2 protein-coding genes are annotated in these 1,150 nt (G+C 48.0%); both read right to left on the reverse strand.

Translation table 11 applies throughout. From position 1 onward, the window contains the following. Nucleotides 1–264 (reverse strand): glycosyltransferase (locus F8N00_RS18025; RefSeq protein WP_421018752.1); only part of this gene is annotated, 264 nt, incomplete at its 3' end. Next, nucleotides 261–1,130, reverse strand: a complete 870-nt coding sequence (gene murD, locus F8N00_RS18030) for a UDP-N-acetylmuramoyl-L-alanine--D-glutamate ligase (RefSeq protein ID WP_421018753.1) — start codon at nucleotides 1,128–1,130, stop codon at nucleotides 261–263. The genes F8N00_RS18025 and murD, both read right to left, overlap by 4 nt. Between the last annotated feature and the right edge of the window lie 20 nt (nucleotides 1,131–1,150).

A 1,150-nucleotide genomic window follows, 5' to 3' on the forward strand; every position in this document is an offset into this window, starting at 1 on the left:
TGGGCTCGGAGATGTGTATAAGAGACAGCTCTTGACGAACCGGATACCAGTCTTGACGTTTTCGAACGACAAGGAACGACGGATGCCAGAAATCTCAATCGATTCAAATGGAATTCCCGCACGACGAACGATATCCGCCTCGAGACCATTTTCTGTTCCGATATAGAGGACCTCACACGGCATGCGTTGTTCGAGCTCCCGGATCATAGCGAGTGCCGGATAGATGTGACCGCCTGTACCGCCTCCAGAGACGACGATTTTCATACTGTTGTTCCTCCTACTTCATGTACGGCACGAACGAAATGATCGCCGCGCTCTTCATATGTCTTGTATTGATCCCAACTTGCAGATGCTGGTGACAGAAGAATGATGTCGCCGGGTCGTGACACTTCAAACGCTACTTTCACGGCTTCATCCATCGCCTCAACGACGGTTGACGCATAGCCATTTTCTGACGCAAGCGTTCCGAATCGATGACCCGTCTCACCAAGTCCGATTACATGTTTGACATGCTTCATTGCATCGAGTAACGGTGTCAAATCCGCTCCACGCTCGAGTCCGCCACATAACCAGATGATGGGTGCCGTAAATCCAGACAACGCCGCTTCTGTTGCCACATTATTCGTCGCTTTTGAGTCGTTGTAAACTTTTCGACCAGCAATTTCACCGACGAACTGTGTCCGGTGCTCTACACCACCAAACGTCCGTAGAACATGTTGAACGTCAGATAATGCTAAGTTAAACGGTTCGACGAGTGTTAAGGCTGCGAGAACGTTCTCGACATTATGCCCACCACCGAGAGCTAGTTCACTAACAGGTAAGATACTCGTCCCATTGATTGTCAACGTATCGTTCATGATTTCTGCATACGCCGATTGACGACGAGAGAACAAGAGTGGCGTTACTTCAGCTGTCTTTCCGAGTGCATTGACGGACGCATCATCGGCATTCAAGACAAGACGATCCGTTTCTTTCATGTTCTTAAAGATCCGGGCTTTCGCTTCGCCATACGATTCAAAATCACCATGATAATCCAGATGTGCTGGTGATAAATTCAAAAATGCTGCCGTATATGGTCGGAACTGCTCGATCCCCATCAATTGAAAACTTGATAATTCAATGACGATGATATCTGTCTCTTATACACATC

The organism is Exiguobacterium sp. A1_3_1 (assembly GCF_048985645.1).
Lineage (GTDB): Bacteria > Bacillota > Bacilli > Exiguobacteriales > Exiguobacteriaceae > Exiguobacterium_A > Exiguobacterium_A indicum.